The organism is Mesorhizobium sp. B2-4-7, assembly GCF_006442685.1.
Classification (GTDB): Bacteria; Pseudomonadota; Alphaproteobacteria; order Rhizobiales; family Rhizobiaceae; genus Mesorhizobium.
Map to the genome: position 1 here is coordinate 281,491 of NZ_VFVH01000006.1, position 14,435 is coordinate 295,925.

The 14,435-nt window shown below is 63.0% G+C and carries 15 protein-coding genes; 4 read left to right on the forward strand and 11 right to left on the reverse strand.

All coding sequences use genetic code 11. The features are described 5' to 3' along the window. Positions 1 to 262: 262 nt before the first annotated feature. Positions 263 to 1,054, reverse strand: a complete 792-nt coding sequence (locus FJ946_RS18775; RefSeq protein WP_140516662.1) for an ABC transporter ATP-binding protein — start codon at positions 1,052 to 1,054, stop codon at positions 263 to 265. Positions 1,055 to 1,184: 130 nt separating this feature from the next. On the opposite strand from FJ946_RS18775, the gene FJ946_RS18780 reads away from it, so the two are divergent. Beyond that, positions 1,185 to 1,589, forward strand: coding sequence for a cupin domain-containing protein (locus tag FJ946_RS18780; RefSeq protein ID WP_140495129.1), 405 nt, complete (start codon positions 1,185 to 1,187; stop codon positions 1,587 to 1,589). 328 nt (positions 1,590 to 1,917) lie between these two features. Here FJ946_RS18780 and hydA read toward each other — a convergent pair whose 3' ends face one another. From hydA to FJ946_RS18805, 4 genes are all read right to left on the reverse strand, one after another. Beyond that, on the reverse strand, positions 1,918 to 3,369 hold the full coding sequence (gene hydA, locus FJ946_RS18790; protein ID WP_140567413.1) for a dihydropyrimidinase: 1,452 nt from the start codon (positions 3,367 to 3,369) through the stop codon (positions 1,918 to 1,920). A 64-nt stretch (positions 3,370 to 3,433) separates the two neighbouring features. Then, positions 3,434 to 4,684 (reverse strand): Zn-dependent hydrolase, encoded by a 1,251-nt coding sequence (locus FJ946_RS18795; RefSeq protein WP_140567416.1) that lies wholly within the window; start codon positions 4,682 to 4,684, stop codon positions 3,434 to 3,436. Next, entirely contained in the window at positions 4,685 to 5,125 is a 441-nt protein-coding gene (locus FJ946_RS18800; RefSeq protein WP_140521237.1) for an endonuclease domain-containing protein, read from the reverse strand. A gap of 112 nt (positions 5,126 to 5,237) precedes the next feature. Beyond that, positions 5,238 to 6,566 (reverse strand): aspartate aminotransferase family protein, encoded by a 1,329-nt coding sequence (locus tag FJ946_RS18805; RefSeq protein ID WP_140521238.1) that lies wholly within the window; start codon positions 6,564 to 6,566, stop codon positions 5,238 to 5,240. A gap of 227 nt (positions 6,567 to 6,793) precedes the next feature. Between FJ946_RS18805 and FJ946_RS18810 the strand changes: the two genes are divergently transcribed. Beyond that, complete coding sequence (locus FJ946_RS18810; RefSeq protein WP_140495120.1) at positions 6,794 to 7,429, forward strand: TetR family transcriptional regulator C-terminal domain-containing protein; 636 nt, start codon at positions 6,794 to 6,796, stop codon at positions 7,427 to 7,429. 15 nt (positions 7,430 to 7,444) lie between these two features. On the opposite strand, the gene FJ946_RS18815 is transcribed toward FJ946_RS18810, so the two are convergent. Then, the gene (locus FJ946_RS18815) at positions 7,445 to 8,317 is read right to left on the reverse strand and encodes a helix-turn-helix transcriptional regulator (protein WP_140495117.1); all 873 of its coding nucleotides are present in this window, start codon (positions 8,315 to 8,317) and stop codon (positions 7,445 to 7,447) included. A 101-nt stretch (positions 8,318 to 8,418) separates the two neighbouring features. Between FJ946_RS18815 and FJ946_RS18820 the strand changes: the two genes are divergently transcribed. Continuing rightward, complete coding sequence (locus FJ946_RS18820) at positions 8,419 to 9,261, forward strand: SDR family NAD(P)-dependent oxidoreductase (protein WP_140567419.1); 843 nt, start codon at positions 8,419 to 8,421, stop codon at positions 9,259 to 9,261. Beyond that, positions 9,258 to 9,980, forward strand: coding sequence for an SDR family oxidoreductase (locus FJ946_RS18825; RefSeq protein WP_140495115.1), 723 nt, complete (start codon positions 9,258 to 9,260; stop codon positions 9,978 to 9,980). Before FJ946_RS18820 ends, FJ946_RS18825 begins: the two co-directional genes overlap by 4 nt. Positions 9,981 to 9,989: 9 nt before the next feature. On the opposite strand, the gene FJ946_RS18830 is transcribed toward FJ946_RS18825, so the two are convergent. The 5 genes from FJ946_RS18830 to FJ946_RS18850 all read right to left on the reverse strand — a co-directional run bounded on the left by FJ946_RS18830 (position 9,990) and on the right by FJ946_RS18850 (position 14,215). Then, a complete protein-coding gene (locus FJ946_RS18830; RefSeq protein ID WP_140516666.1) occupies positions 9,990 to 10,367 on the reverse strand; it encodes a DoxX family protein in 378 nt (125 codons plus the stop codon). 69 nt (positions 10,368 to 10,436) lie between these two features. Next, positions 10,437 to 10,895 carry a carboxymuconolactone decarboxylase family protein gene (locus FJ946_RS18835; RefSeq protein WP_140495113.1) on the reverse strand — a complete coding sequence of 153 codons (459 nt, stop codon included), beginning with the start codon at positions 10,893 to 10,895 and terminating at the stop codon, positions 10,437 to 10,439. A gap of 11 nt (positions 10,896 to 10,906) precedes the next feature. After that, a complete protein-coding gene (locus FJ946_RS18840) occupies positions 10,907 to 11,425 on the reverse strand; it encodes an Rrf2 family transcriptional regulator (RefSeq protein WP_140495111.1) in 519 nt (172 codons plus the stop codon). A 109-nt stretch (positions 11,426 to 11,534) separates the two neighbouring features. Beyond that, complete coding sequence (gene preA, locus FJ946_RS18845) at positions 11,535 to 12,848, reverse strand: NAD-dependent dihydropyrimidine dehydrogenase subunit PreA (protein WP_140567421.1); 1,314 nt, start codon at positions 12,846 to 12,848, stop codon at positions 11,535 to 11,537. Between the two features lie 2 nt (positions 12,849 to 12,850). Further along, on the reverse strand, positions 12,851 to 14,215 hold the full coding sequence (locus FJ946_RS18850) for an NAD(P)-dependent oxidoreductase (protein ID WP_140516668.1): 1,365 nt from the start codon (positions 14,213 to 14,215) through the stop codon (positions 12,851 to 12,853). Positions 14,216 to 14,435: the final 220 nt, after the last annotated feature.

Here is a 14,435-nt window from a genome sequence, read left to right on the forward strand (position 1 = left end):
CGACGCGGCGCAGACCCTAGAATCCATGCCGTTACCTCTCCGCTCCGCGACCATTCGGAATATGGCTCCCTCCGCGCCGCTTAGCCTGCCGAATATTCTCGACTGTTTGCGCCTTTCGGCAGGCGTCACGGCATGGATCCTAGGGTCTACGTATGCCGCTTCGCGGCTACTCCGCCCTAGAATGACGAAGGCGTAGGTGGCCGCTCCTTCGTGAGGTGGAGGCGCCTTTCGGGGCGCTGCCGCGAGTCCATCCTGCCCCCGCTCAATCATCATAGCTGTGCCCTGCCCTTAAGCCGTCTCGCACCCGTGCGGCGATCGCCAGGAACTCCGGCGTCTCGCGGATGTCGAGTGGCCGCTCCTTCGGCAGCGTCGATTCGATGACGTCGCTGACGCGGCCCGGGCGCGGCGACATGACGACGATGCGCGTCGATAAATACACCGCCTCGGGAATGGAGTGCGTGACGAAGCAGATGGTCTTGTTGGTGCGCGCCCACAATTGCAGCAATTGCTCGTTGAGATGGTCGCGCACGATCTCGTCCAGCGCGCCGAACGGCTCGTCCATCAACAGAAGGTCGGCATCGAAGGCGAGCGCGCGAGCGATCGAGGCGCGCTGCTGCATGCCGCCGGAAAGCTGCCAAGGATACTTCTTCTCGAAGCCGGAAAGGTTGACGAGATCGAGCGTGCGCCTGATCCGCTCTCCCTGCTCCGCCCCGGACAGACCCATGATCTCCAGCGGCAGCGCGACGTTGCGCTCGATGGTGCGCCAGGGAAACAGGGCGGCGGCCTGGAAGACATAGCCGTAGGCGCGTTTCTCGCGCGCCTGTTCTGCTGTCATGCCGTTGACCGAAATGGTCCCCGAGGTCGGCTTCTCAAGATCGGCGATGACCCGCAGCAAGGTCGTCTTGCCGCAGCCCGACGGCCCGATGAAGGAAACGAACTCACCCTTGCCGATGGTCAGGTCGACATTGGACAGCGCCTGTACCGGCCCGTCATTTGTCTGGAAGGTCAGGCCAAGCTTGCTTGCCGCGACGACGGCTGGCGAAATCCCCGTCATCGGCCGCGGCCTGCCTGTTCCTGCCCCTTTAGTGCCGGCCCGATTCCGATTGCTTTTATCGCGATGTTGTTTTCCACTCGCCCAGTCCCATTGGTCTTGTTCCACTCATTCGACGCCCGGAGTTTCCCCGATGTCGCCTCAACCCACTTGCCATCTTATCCGCCCTGAAAGCTCTTATGAAGGCAAGCAGGGATTGACCTATTTCGCCGGTATCGCCACCGAGTCGGTCGGCTCATCTGGTATCTGCATGCATGTGCTCACCATGCCGCCCGGCGCCCGCGCCAAGGCGCATCTGCATGAGAACCATGAAACGGCGATCTACGTGCTCTCCGGCGAGGTCCATACCTGGTACGGCGACCGGCTTGAGAACCACATCGTCGCCAAAGCCGGCGACCTCTTCTACATTCCGGCCGGCGTGCCGCATCTGCCCGCCAATCTGAGTGGGGCCCCGTCTTCGGCCGTCATTGCCCGCACCGATCCCAAAGAGCAGGAAAGCGTCGTCCTGCTGCCGGAACTGGATGCATTGGTCGCCTGAAGCCGGCCTTGCGGGGCTAAGCGCCCATCGGCCAATTGCTTGAGGTTTGCGCTGCCCCTCATCGCCCTGCCGGGCACTTCTCCCCGTATAGGGACGAGGAGAAGGACGATTTCGCGAAGGATTTCGCCGATTTCCAGCGTTGCCGGAAAGGGCGCCAAGATTGCGTTCAGTTCCCTTCTCCCCGTCCCTATACGGGGAGAAGGTGCCGGCAGGGCGATGAGGGGCAGCACCAACTTCGGCAATCATCGGCACCCGGAAACTTCCCCGCAGACGGTGCCGTCCTTGTCGGCGATCATCAGTTTCTTGGCGCTTTTCGAGCTGCCCAAGCTCAAACCCCAGTCGCCGGAATGCCTGTCCGCTCCACCTTGCGCGGCGCGGTGATCTCCTTCCAGGTCGACAGTGCCCGGTTAACCGCCGCGTTCGGCTCGCGGCCGACGAACTGGCCATGGCCAGGCTTGGCCTTCACCTCGGTCTCCTCGATCGACAATTCGCCACGCGAGAAGACATAGCGCGGCAGGCCTGTCACTTCGACGCCTTCGAAGACATTGTAGTCGATGACCGACTGCTGCTTCTTCGAAGAAATCGTCTTCTTGCGCTTGGGATCCCACACGATGATGTCGGCATCCGCGCCTTCGACAATGGCGCCTTTTTTCGGATACATGTTGAGGATCTTTGCGATGTTGGTCGAGGTTACGGCGACGAATTCGTTCATTGTCAGCCGCCCGGTGTTGACGCCCCTGGTCCACAACACCGGCATGCGATCCTCGAGGCCGCCCGTGCCGTTCGGGATCTTGGTGAAATTGCCGACGCCGAAGCGCTTCTGGTCCGTGGTGAAGGCGCAGTGGTCGGTCGCCACCACCTGCAACGATCCCGCCTGCAGGCCGGCCCACAGCGAATCCTGGTGTAATTTGTTGCGGAAGGGCGGGCTCATCACGCGGCGCGCCGCATGGTCCCAGTCCTTGTCGAAATACTCACTCTCGTCCAGCGTCAGGTGCTGGACCAGTGGCTCACCGAACACCCGCATGCCTTTCTGACGCGCCCGGCGGATGGCCTCGTGCGCCTGCTCGCAGGAAACATGCACGACATAGAGCGGCACGCCGGCCATGTCGGCGATCATGATGGCGCGGTTGGTCGCCTCGCCTTCCACTTCCGGCGGGCGCGAATAGGCGTGCCCCTCCGGGCCATTGTTGCCGGCGGCAAGCAGCTTCTGCGAGAGCGCCGCAACCACGTCGCCATTCTCGGCATGCACCAGCGGCAGCGCGCCGAGCTCGGCGCAGCGCTGGAACGACGCATACATCTCGTCGTCGTCCACCATCAGCGCGCCCTTGTAGGCCATGAAATGCTTGAACGAGGTGATGCCCTTGTCGACGACGGTGGCCATCTCGTCGAACACCTGCTTGCCCCACCAGGTGATCGCCATGTGGAAGGAATAGTCGCAGGACGCCTTCGAGGTCTTGTTGTCCCACATCTGCAAGGCCTCGAGCAGCGACTGCTGCGGCGACGGCAGGCAGAAATCGACCACCATCGTCGTGCCGCCGGCTAGGGCCGCGCGCGTGCCGGACTCGAAATCGTCGGCCGAATAGGTGCCCATGAACGGCATTTCGAGATGAGTATGCGGATCGATACCACCTGGCATGACATAACAGCCGGTGGCGTCGAACTCATGGTCGCCGTGTAGGTCGGAGCCAATGGCGACGATCTTGCCGTGCTGCATCAGCACGTCGGCCTTCCAGGTGCGGTCGGCGGTAACGATGGTGCCGTTTCTGATGACTTTGGTCATTTTTCTCGTTCCCTTGTTCCTTCGCGCTTCTTGCGAGCAGCGTTTGGAAAACCAGCTTTCCAGCTTACTCCACGATAACCGCCGTCTCCACCACGGCATGGAACAGCACGTCGGCTCCTGCCGCCGCCCATTCCTTGGAGATCTCCTCGGCCTCGTTGTGGCTGAGACCGTCGACGCAGGGGCACATCACCATGGCGGTCGGCGCGACGCGGTTGATCCAGCAGGCGTCGTGGCCCGCGCCCGAGACGATGTTGCGGTGTGTGTAGCCGAGCCGGTCGGCGGCATCACGGATCGCCTTGACGCAACCCTTGTCGAAGGTGACCGGATCGAAATGGCCGACCTGCTCGATCTTGTACTGGATGTCGAGCGCCTCGCATATCGTGTCGATGCCTTCGCGGATGCGCCCATCCATGGCGTTGAGCACTTCCTTCTCCGGCGAGCGGATGTCGATGGTGAAGACCGTGCGCCCGGCGATGATGTTGCGCGAGTTCGGATAGACTTCCATGTGGCCGACCGCGCCGACGGCGTCCGGCTGGTAGTCCATGGCAATCTCGTGCACCAGTTCGATCACGCGCGCCATGCCGAGCCCGGCATTGCGGCGCTTGGGCATCGGCGTCGAGCCGGTATGCGCCTCCTTGCCGGTCAGCGTCACCTGCAGCCATTTCAGCCCCTGTCCATGGGTGACGACGCCGATGTCGATGCCTTCGTCCTCGAGGATAGGCCCTTGCTCGATATGCAGTTCGAAAAACGCGTGGATCTTGCGATCGCCGACCTTCTCCGTGCCCTTCCAGCCGATACGCTCCAGTTCCTCGCCGAATTTCTTGCCGTTCTTGTCCGTATGCTCGTAGACGTCGGCCTGGTCGAGCACACCGGCGAACACGCCGGACGCCATCATCGCCGGGGCAAAACGCGAGCCCTCCTCGTTGGTCCAGTTCGTGACCACGATCGGATGTTTGGTCTTGATGCCGAGATCATTGAGCGAGCGGACGATCTCCAGGCCGCCGAGCACGCCGAGCACGCCGTCATACTTGCCGCCGGTCGGCTGCGTGTCGAGATGGCTGCCGACATAGACCGGCGGCAGGCTGGGATCGGCGCCTTCGCGCCTGGCAAACATGGTGCCCATCTCGTCGACGCCCATTTCGAGCCCGGCCGCGTCGCACCAGCGCTTGAACAGATGCCGGCCCTCGCCGTCCTCGTCGGTCACGGTCTGGCGATTGTTGCCACCGGCAATGCCGGGGCCGATCTTCGCCATCTCCATGATGGAATCCCACAAACGGTCTGAATTGATTCGCAGATTCTCGCCGGGTGCGGCCATTCAAAACCTCTCCAATTGCGTGGCGTTCCCCTCCCCCTCGAGGGGAGGGTGGCCGCGAAGCGGTCGGGTGGGGTCGCCGGACATGCGCTCGACCTTCCCTTTGACCACCTGCGCAACATGCCAAGGGTTGTTTATGACATCGGGCTCATCGACGCGAAAGACATCAAAGCCGAGCGAGCGCAGATAGGCATCACGAACGGCATCATGCCGCTTGCCCTTCTCGTGTTCGTGCAGATCGCCATCAACTTCAACGATCAGCTTCACGGCGAGGCAGGCAAAGTCAACGATATAAGGCCCGATCGGACACTGACGACGAAACTTGATGCCGGCCGATTTCAGCTCGCGCAGTTCATACCAGAGCAAGGATTCACCCCTGGTTGCGTGAACTCGAAGCGCGCGCGCCTTTTGGCGCATTTCGTAGCTCACGCGAGTGCGGGGCATCAACGGCAGCCTCGCGGCAACAGATCAGGTCGGCACCCCGTCGCACCGACCCCACCCGACCGCTTCGCGGCCACCCTCCCCTCGAGGGGGAGAGATATCCGCGCCCAGTTCTTCAATCGATCGACCTCAGTACCTCACGCACATGATCGATCAGTTCGTTGATCTGGCCCTTGGTGATGATCAGCGGCGGCGACAGCGCGATGATGTCGCCGGTGGTGCGGATCAGCGCGCCGCGCTCGAACGCCTTGACGAAGGCCGAGAAGGCCCGCTTGGTCGGGCTGCCGGCAATCGGCGCCAGCTCGATCGCACCGATCAGGCCGATGTTCCTGATATCGATGACATGCGGCTCGCCCTTCAGCGAATGCAGCGCGTCTTCCCAATAGGGCGCCAGTTCCTCGCCGCGGGTGAGCAGGCCCTCTTCCTTGTAGGTGTCGAGCGTGCCGAGCGCCGCGGCGCAGGCGATCGGATTGCCCGAATAGGTGTAGCCGTGGAAGAACTCGATCATGTGCTCGGGGCCGGTCATGAAGGCGTCGTGGATTTCCTTCTTCACGAACACCGCGCCCATCGGGATGACGCCGTTGGAAACGCCCTTGGCGGTGGTCATGATATCAGGCGTGACGCCGAAATAGTCGGCCGCGAACGGCGCGCCGAGACGGCCGAAGCCGGTGATGACCTCGTCGAAGATCAACAGGATGCCGTGCTTGGTGCAGATTTCGCGCAGCTTCTGCAAATAGCCCTTGGGCGGCAGGATGACGCCGGTGGAGCCGGCGACCGGCTCGACGATAACGGCCGCGATGGTCGAGGCGTCATGTAGCGCCACGATGCGCTCCAGCTCGTTGGCGAGCTCTGCGCCATGTTCCGGCACGCCCTTGGAGAAGGCGTTCTTCTCGGGCAGGTGCGTGTGCGGCATATGGTCGACGCCGCCGAGCAGCGTGCCGAACATCTTGCGGTTGGTGACGATGCCGCCGACCGAAATGCCGCCGAAATTGACGCCGTGATACCCGCGCTCGCGTCCGATCAGGCGGGTGCGCGAGCCCTCGCCCTTCACGCGGTGATAGGCGATCGCCATCTTCAACGCGGTCTCGACCGATTCCGAACCGGAATTGGTGAAGAACACGTGATCCATGCCCTTCGGCGCGACGTCGACCAGGCGGTTGGCCAGTTCGAACACGATCGGGTGGCCCATCTGGAAGGCCGGAGCGTAGTCGAGCTCGGCGGCCTGCTGCTGGATCGCCTCGGTGATCTTGGGCCGGCAATGGCCGGCATTGACGCACCAGAGGCCGGCGGTGCCGTCCAGCACCTTGCGGCCGTCGCTGGTCGTGTAGTGCATGTCCTTGGCGGACACGAACATGCGCGGCGCCTGCTTGAACTGCCGGTTTGCCGTGAACGGCATCCAGAATGCACTGAGATCGTTCGGCGTGACTTTCAGCCGGTTGGACATGACCAAGACTTCCCCTTGTAACCTGTTTCGGTACGTCCAACGCTTGGTCTTTGCCGCGCTTTCGTGCTACGCAAATTTTTGACCGATTGGACAAACGTTAGCACCGCCCTGTCGGCGGTCAAGGGATTACTAGCGGAAATGCGGCTCCTGAAGTGCGTTCCACAGGCCGGGGAAAAACTGGTCCAGAGAATTGGGCCAGACCGCTTTCAACACGAGGGCGCGCAACGGTGAACACCAGCACGGAAGCCCCTCGCCGCACCCGCATCCAGCAGGAGAAGCGCGAACTCATTCTCGAAGCCGCGCTCGAGGTGTTCTCCACCAATGGCTTCCGCGGCTCGACCATCGACCAGATCGCCGAAGCCGCTGGGATGTCGAAGCCCAACCTGCTCTATTACTTTCGCCGCAAGGAAGACATTCACGAGACGCTGATGCAGCGCCTGCTCGACACATGGCTGGCGCCGCTCAGAGAACTCGACGACATCGGCGATCCCCTGACCGAGCTCAGGAGCTACATCAGGCGCAAGCTTGAAATGGCGCGCGATTTTCCGCGCGAGAGCCGGCTGTTCGCCAACGAGATTCTGCAGGGCGCACCACGCATCATGCCCTTGCTGACCGGCGAACTGAAGACGCTGGTCGACGAGAAGGCAACCGTCATCAAGGGCTGGATGCGCGCCGGCAAGATCGCCAGGACGGATCCTTGGCACCTGATCTTCTCGATATGGGCGACGACCCAGCACTATGCCGATTTCGACGTCCAGGTCCGCGCCGTGCTCGGCCCGAACCGCGGCGGCGACGGCCGCTTCGAGGACGCAGCGAGATTCCTGGAGCAATTATTTCTCGACGGGTTGAAGCCGAAGGCCTGACCCTGCGCTGAAGGCTCAGGCGCTGCGCCGCTCGGCCGGCAGTGCATCAAGCAAGCTCTGCAGCTTGGCGATCGAGTTCTGCTCGGCCAGCGGCGTGTAGACGACCAGCCGCATGTCGGATCCATCGTCAATCGACAGGCTCATATGCTCGAAGGCCATGGCGCCGGCCGTCGGATGGCGGACGTGCTTCAGACCCGTCAGCTTTCGCGCTACGTCACGTCGGGGCCACCAATCGCGGAACTCGGGGCTCGAGCGCATCATCAGCGCGATCAGCCGGTCGAAATCGGGATCACCGACATATTTGGCGCTTTCGGCGCGAAACGAAGCGAGCACCACGCGAGCAAGCTCTTCCCAGTCGACGAGCAGGCGACGGTGCTGCGGGCTTGTAAACACCATGTGGACGATGTTGCGGGCGTCGCCTTCCAGCAAGCCATAATCGCCGAACACCGCGACGGCTGCCGGGTTCCAGGCGAGCACGTCCCAGCGCCGGCCAACCACATAAGCGGGTTGCAGCACAAGACTTTGCAGCATGTGCAGCAACGGCCCGTCGACCTTTTCGGGCGTTGCCCCACGACGCTCCGGCTGTTGGCGGCCGGCGAGGATGAACAAATGCCGCTTCTCGACAGCGTCGAGGCGCAGCGCCTCGCAGAGCGCCGCCAGCACCTCCACCGAGGGCCTGACATCCCTGCCTTGTTCCAGCCAGGTGTACCAGGTGGTGCCGACACCGGCGATCATCGCCACCTCCTCGCGCCGCAGGCCCGGCGTGCGCCGCCGCGCGCCGCAGGCAATGCCGGCGGCCTGTGGCGAAAGCCTCTCGCGGCGCGAGCGCAGGAAGGCGCCGAGCTCGCGCCGGCGGCTGTCTTCAGCGGAATGGGAAGGAGCATCCATGACCCTATTATAGCAGTACCGATACCAGGATAAAGTTTGAACTGTTTGGCGCGCACCCGCTGCCCCATCTTCTGTCGAGAGCAACGAATGGAGGCTCAAACATGGACCTGAAAGACAAGACAATCCTGATCACCGGTTCGACCGACGGTGTCGGCCAGGTCGTCGCGCAACGGCTGGGCGCAGGTGGCGCCCGGGTGCTGGTGCACGGACGCGACGCGGCGCGCGGCAAGGCCACGGTCGCGGACATCGAGGCGGCCGGCGGCAAGGCCGAGTTCTTCGCAGCCGACCTCGCCTCGCTGGCCCAGGTGCGCCGGCTCGCCGAGGCCGTGCGTGAAAAAACCGCTCGGCTCGACATCCTCATCAACAATGCCGGTGTCGGCACGGTTGGCCAAAACGCCAAAAGGCAGGTCAGCGCCGACGGCTATGAACTGCGCTTCGCCGTCAACTATCTCGCCGGCTTCCTGCTTACGGAGGGATTGCTGCCCCTGCTGAAGGCCAGCGCGCCGGCGCGTATCGTCAACGTCGCCTCGGCGGGCCAGCAGGCCATCGACTTTAGCGACGTCATGCTTACCCATGGCTACAGCAGCGTGCGCGCCTACTGCCAGAGCAAGCTGGCGCAGATCCTGTTCACCATCGATCTCGCCGAGCAGCTCAAGGGCAGCGGGGTTACTGTGAACGCCCTGCACCCGGCGAGCTACATGAACACCACGATGGTCCGCCAGGCAGGCGTCACGCCATGGAGCTCGGTGGAGACCGGCGCCGAGGCCATTGTCAATCTCGCCACCTCCCCCGCGCTCGAAGCGCGCAGCGGCCTCTATTTCGACGGCCTGCGCGAATCCCGCGCCGACGCCCAGGCTTACGACGCCAGAGCAAGACAACAATTGCGCGACTTGAGCCTCGACCTAGTCGGGCAGGCTACAGTGAAGAAGGAAGAGCGTTCATGACCAGCAAGATCGAACATACAGTCGTCATCGGTGGCTCGTCCGGGATCGGCCTGGCGACCGCGCGCAAACTGCTCGGCCCCGGCATGAAGGTGACCATCACCGGGCGCAATCAGGACAAGCTCGTCAGCGCATGGAAAAGTCTCGGTGGCGCCGTCGACAAGGCGGCGTTCGATGCCGCCAAGCCCGACGAGGTGCGCCAATTCTTCGAGCGCATCGGCCCGTTCGACCATCTCGTTTTGGCGGCGAGCGGCGGCAAGGGCCTTGGCCCGTTCGAAACACTCGACCTTGCCGATATCGCTGGCGGCGTCGACGAAAAGGTGCGGCCGCAATTATCCTGCTTGCAGGCGGCCTTGCCAACGCTGGACAAATCAGGATCGGTCACCTTCATCTCGGCGGTATCCGCCCAGCTCGCCACGCCGGGCGTCGCCGGCATCGGCGCCGTCAATGGCATGCTCCTGACGGTGGCACCGATCCTGGCCGTCGAGCTGAAGCCACTGCGCGTCAACGTCGTGGCGCCCGGCGTCATCGACACGCCCTGGTGGGACTTTCTGCCGGACGAGCAGCGGCAGGCGATCTTTGCCGACTATGCCGGCAAGACACCGGTCGGCCGCATCGGCCGCGCCGAGGACGTCGCCTCGGCCATAGCCTTCCTCGTCTCCAACGGCTTCATGACCGGCCAGGTATTAACCTGCGATGGTGGTTTGCGGTTCGCGGCCTAGCTGCAACTGTCAAAGCGACTGGGCGATCAGTGTCAGGAAGCCGCCGCTCAGCGCGACATTGCCAACAAAACCATTGATACGCGACGCACGCTCCTGTCCCTGATGATCCCAGAAATTGTGGAACATCGGCGTGGCGACGATCAGGAACAGCACCAGCACCGCACAGGCAGTGGCGGTCCAGAAGCCCGTCACCACCAGCACGCCGGCGACGATCTGCAACACGATGCCGGCCCAAAGTGCCAGCCGCGCCTGCGGCACACCGCGCGCGACCATCAGCCCCGTCAAGAAGCCCGCGTTCTGGATGTTGCGCAAGCCGGCGAAGACAAACCCGCCGCCAAGCAACAGCCGGCCGAGAACCAACAAGGCGGCGGGTAAATCGGCAAGCATCAAACGCTCTCCCTTTGAAATAATGGGAGCGCCGCCTCCCTTGGCGGCGCTCCGATCGTGATCGAACAATCAGGCGGCCTTGGCGGCAGGCATCGGATGAATGGCGTGGAACGGAATGCAAAGCCGGTTCCAGGTATTGATCATGCCCAGCGCCACGGAGAGCTTGACCAACTCCTCTTCCGAGAAATGTTCCAGCGTGCGGGCATAGAGTTCGTCCGAAACACCATTGTTGGCGATCAGCGTCACGGCCTCGGTCCAGGCCAAAGCGGCGCGCTCGCGCTCCGAAAACAGCGGCGATTCCTTCCAGGCCGAAACCAGATAAAGCCGCTGTTCGGTCTCGCCGTCGCGCCTCGCCTCACGGCTGTGCATCTCGACACAGAAGGAGCAGCCATTGATCTGTGAGGCCCTGAGCTTGATCAGGTGCAGCAGGCTTTCCTCGAGCCCGCATTCGTCGACCGCCTTATTGAGCGCCGACACCGCTTTCATGATCTCGGGCGCCTTGGCGAAGAACTGGAGCCTCTGTCTCATCATCTTTCCTTTCATGCTTGCTTGGTTGAACTGGATTTCTGCTGCCGCTGGTGGCGCTCGGTGAAAGCGCAGCTTGCCGCGACCGACCGCGGATCGGCGCCTTTCATGAAGTCCGACACGATGTCGGACAGCCTGACCTCGGCCAGCGCCGCGCGATAGGCGCGCTCCGCCTTCAGCATCGCAGCATTGATGCCGCACGGCCTGACATAGGCCGATGCATCGAGTTTCGTCGGGCCGCGCTGGCGGATTTCGCCGCATCGGAAAGCCGGCTCGCGCCCTTCGACCGCCAGCACGATGTCCAGCAGCGTGATGCGTTCGGCCGGTTTCGCCAACCGGTAGCCGCCCGCCGGCCCAGGAACGGATTCCAGGATGCGCGCAGCAGTGAGCATGTTGAGATGTTTCAGGAGATAGCTCGGCGACAGGCCAAACGCCTCCGCCAGGGCCGCACCTGGCATGGTGCTGTCGCCATCGACGCCAGCCAGCGTCGCCGCGCAGTGGATGGCCGCTTCGACGCCATCGCCGAGTTTCATGATACCAATCTCCAATACATGGATAACTTATATCCTGGATATTTTGTATCTGCAATAGCAAAATGAAAACGGCGCCCGAGGACGCCGCTTTTTCCTTGATTGTTCCGCCCTACTCCGCCGCCACCTTGGCCATTGGGTTGTTCGGGTGCGTGGTCCAGTTGGCGTAGACCGGCGACACAGGCATGCCGGTGCGCTGGTCCATCACCCCGGCGGCCAGCGGCTCCATGGTGATGCAGTTGTCAACCGGGCAGACATTGACGCAAAGATTGCAGCCGACGCATTCGGCCTCGATCACCTCGAAATGCCTGACGCCGTCGACCATGCTGGTGATCGCCTGATGCGAGGTGTCCTCGCAGGCGATGTGGCAGCGGCCGCATTTGATGCAGGCATCCTGGTCGATATGCGCCTTGGCGACATAGTTGAGGTTGAGATACTGCCAGTCCGTGACATTGGGCGTGGCACGGCCGATGATGTCGTCGAGCGAGCGATGGCCCTTCTCGTCCATCCAGTTTTCGAGACCGGCGATCATCTCCTGCACGATCTTGAAACCGTAGGTCATCGCGGCCGTGCACACCTGCACGTTTCCGGCGCCGAGCGCCATGAACTCGGCAGCGTCGCGCCAGGTGGTGATACCGCCAATGCCGGAGATCGGCAGCCCCTGCGTTTCGGGGTCGCGCGCGATCTCGGCCACCATGTTCATGGCGATCGGCTTCACCGCAGGGCCGCAATAACCGCCATGCGAGCCCTTGCCGTCGATGGTCGGCATCGGCGCGAAGCTGTCGAGATCGACGCCGGTGATCGAGTTGATGGTGTTGATCAGCGACACCGCGTCGGTGCCGCCGGCATGTGCTGCTCGCGCCGGCTTGCGGATATCGGTGACGTTGGGCGTCAGCTTGGTGATGACGGGCAGGCGCGTGTACTGCTTGCACCAGCGCACAACCATTTCGATATATTCCGGCACCTGGCCGACGGCGGCGCCCATGCCGCGCTCCGACATGCCGTGCGGGCAGCCGAAATTGAGCTCGATGCCGTCGGCGCCGGTTTCCTCGACAAGCGGCAGGATCGCCTTCCAGCTTTCCTCGACGCAAGGCACCATGATCGAGGCGATCAGCGCCCGGTCGGGCCACTCCATCTTGACCTGCTTCATCTCACGCAGATTGGTCTGCAAGTCGCGGTCGGTGATCAGCTCGATGTTGTTGAGGCCGAGCAGACGGCGGTCGGCGCCCCAGATCGCGCCGTAGCGTGGGCCATTGACGTTGACCACCGGCGGGCCCTCTTCGCCCAGCGTCTTCCAGACGACACCGCCCCAACCGGCCTTGAAGGCGCGCACGACATTGTAGGCCTTGTCGGTCGGCGGCGCCGAGGCCAGCCAGAACGGATTGGGCGATTTGATGCCGACGAAATTATTCCTGATATCTGCCATGCTCATGCCCTCCCGTTCGAGGTCAGTGCCCGGTGAATGGATTCCGCCGCATCACGCCCTTGCGCCACGGCCGAGACGGTCAGGTCGTCGCCACCGAATATGCAGTCGCCGCCGGCCCAGACCTTGGCCAGCGAGGTGCGCCCTTCCGCATCGACCTTGATGCGCCCGGCCTCGAGCTCGATCGCAGCACCGCTGCCGTTGAGCGCAGCGGGGACGAAACTCTGTCCGATCGCCTTGAACACCTGGTCGGCAACGAGGGTCAGCGTCTCGCCGGTGCCGGCAAGACTGTCGCCGTTCATGGCGGTGTATTCAAGCTCGATGGCATTGACCTTGCCGCCTTCGGCAATCACCCGCTTCGGCTGTAGCCAGTGTCGGATGACGACGCCGTTGGCGGCCGCCAGGTCCTGCTCGAATTCGGAAGCATTCATATGTTCCTGGCCGCGCCGGTAGCAGATCGTCACCTCCTCGGCGCCAAGCAGCTTCGACTGCACCGCGGCATCGATCGCCGTCATGCCGCCGCCGATGACGACGACGCGGCGGCCGACCGGCAGGCCGGAGAGATCGCTGGCTTGGCGCAGCTCGGAGATGAACTCGACGGCGTTGGTGACGCCCACGGCGGCCTCGCCATCGGCGCGCAGCGCATTGACGCCGCCGAGCCCCATGCCCAGGAACACCGCGTCATAATTGCGGATCAGGTCGGAGAGCTGATAGTCGCGGCCGAGCGCCTTACCGTTCTGGATATCAATCCCGCCAATCGAGGTAACGTACTCGACCTCGGCTTGGGCGAAATTGTCGACGCTCTTATAAGCGGCGATGCCGTATTCGTTGAGCCCGCCCGCCTTCGCGCGCGCTTCCAGGATTGTGACGTCGTGGCCATGGCGGGCGAGCCGATGTGCGGCGGCAAGGCCGGCCGGCCCGGCGCCCACCACGGCGACCGTCTTGCCTGTCGGTGCGGCACGTGGATAAAATTGCCTGTTCTCGCTCATCGCGATATCGGTGGCATAGCGCTGCAGCCGACCGATCTGCACCGGCTTGCCTTCCGCCACTTCGCGCACGCAGACCTCCTCGCACAGCGTCTCGGTCGGGCAGACGCGGGCGCACATGCCGCCCAGAATGTTCTGGTCGAAAATGGTCTTGGCCGAGCCGATCGGATTGCCCGTGGAGATCTGGCGGATGAACAGCGGAATGTCGATCGAGGTCGGGCATGCGTTCATGCACGGCGCGTCGTAGCAGAAATAGCAGCGGTCCGCTTCGACCAGCGCCTCGTGGTGATCGAGCGGCGGATGCAGGTCGGAAAAATTGTCCGCATACTGATCGGCAGGCAGCCGGCCGCCTGCAATGCCTTCCCTGAATTGGCCTTCTGCCATCGTCAGTTCCCCTTGTTTTCGTTTTAGGGAAGGCTAGCACGTTTTATTTTTTTATCAATTGGTCAATTTTCTACATAAGCCTCTGAAAAGGCTCGAATAAAACATGATAATTTGGTTCACGTTTAATATCATAATGCGCGAATGTCGAACTTTCGAGGAAGGACGGTCCGCTAAGCGGCAGGCCGCAATCATGGCATGCCTGTCGAGCCGCAATTTTTCC

Bases quoted from the DNA above. Each gene is read 5' to 3' on its own strand.
- FJ946_RS18775 (WP_140516662.1), bottom strand. From the start codon at position 1,054: ATGACGGGGATTTCGCCAGCCGTCGTCGCGGCAAGCAAGCTTGGCCTG.
- FJ946_RS18780 (WP_140495129.1), top strand. From the start codon at position 1,185: ATGTCGCCTCAACCCACTTGCCATCTTATCCGCCCTGAAAGCTCTTAT.
- hydA (WP_140567413.1), bottom strand. From the start codon at position 3,369: ATGACCAAAGTCATCAGAAACGGCACCATCGTTACCGCCGACCGCACC.
- FJ946_RS18795 (WP_140567416.1), bottom strand. From the start codon at position 4,684: ATGGCCGCACCCGGCGAGAATCTGCGAATCAATTCAGACCGTTTGTGG.
- FJ946_RS18800 (WP_140521237.1), bottom strand. From the start codon at position 5,125: ATGCCCCGCACTCGCGTGAGCTACGAAATGCGCCAAAAGGCGCGCGCG.
- FJ946_RS18805 (WP_140521238.1), bottom strand. From the start codon at position 6,566: ATGTCCAACCGGCTGAAAGTCACGCCGAACGATCTCAGTGCATTCTGG.
- FJ946_RS18815 (WP_140495117.1), bottom strand. From the start codon at position 8,317: ATGGATGCTCCTTCCCATTCCGCTGAAGACAGCCGCCGGCGCGAGCTC.
- FJ946_RS18820 (WP_140567419.1), top strand. From the start codon at position 8,419: ATGGACCTGAAAGACAAGACAATCCTGATCACCGGTTCGACCGACGGT.
- FJ946_RS18825 (WP_140495115.1), top strand. From the start codon at position 9,258: ATGACCAGCAAGATCGAACATACAGTCGTCATCGGTGGCTCGTCCGGG.
- FJ946_RS18830 (WP_140516666.1), bottom strand. From the start codon at position 10,367: ATGCTTGCCGATTTACCCGCCGCCTTGTTGGTTCTCGGCCGGCTGTTG.
- FJ946_RS18835 (WP_140495113.1), bottom strand. From the start codon at position 10,895: ATGAGACAGAGGCTCCAGTTCTTCGCCAAGGCGCCCGAGATCATGAAA.
- FJ946_RS18840 (WP_140495111.1), bottom strand. From the start codon at position 11,425: ATGAAACTCGGCGATGGCGTCGAAGCGGCCATCCACTGCGCGGCGACG.
- preA (WP_140567421.1), bottom strand. From the start codon at position 12,848: ATGGCAGATATCAGGAATAATTTCGTCGGCATCAAATCGCCCAATCCG.
- FJ946_RS18850 (WP_140516668.1), bottom strand. From the start codon at position 14,215: ATGGCAGAAGGCCAATTCAGGGAAGGCATTGCAGGCGGCCGGCTGCCT.